2 tRNA genes are annotated in these 295 nt (G+C 55.3%); both read left to right on the top strand.

Annotated elements, in window-relative coordinates:
- Window positions 1-12: 12 nt before the first annotated feature.
- A tRNA-Ile gene (locus FQ746_RS01675) sits at window positions 13-89 on the top strand.
- Between the two features lie 81 nt (window positions 90-170).
- A tRNA-Ala gene (locus FQ746_RS01670) sits at window positions 171-246 on the top strand.
- Window positions 247-295: the final 49 nt, after the last annotated feature.

Below are 295 nucleotides of genomic sequence, written 5' to 3'. Positions count from 1 at the left end.
AGACAGACGAAGGGGTCTGTAGCTCAGCCGGTTAGAGCACCGTCTTGATAAGGCGGGGGTCGATGGTTCGAATCCATCCAGACCCACCATCCGTGTCTGTGGTGGTTCTGGCCGGGTGATGACCCTTTCAATCTTTATGCGGGTACAGCATTCACGTGTACGGTATGACTGGGGGATTAGCTCAGCTGGGAGAGCACCTGCTTTGCAAGCAGGGGGTCGTCGGTTCGATCCCGTCATCCTCCACCAATCTTCAATGCGTAGTGTTCTGCGAAAAAGCGGCAGAGGACTGTGCATT

This window comes from Paraburkholderia sp. BCC1886 (assembly GCF_900996245.1).
GTDB lineage: Bacteria > Pseudomonadota > Gammaproteobacteria > Burkholderiales > Burkholderiaceae > Paraburkholderia.
Note: the sequence above shows the minus strand (reverse complement) of the source record. Positions and strands in the feature narration are given on the sequence as shown.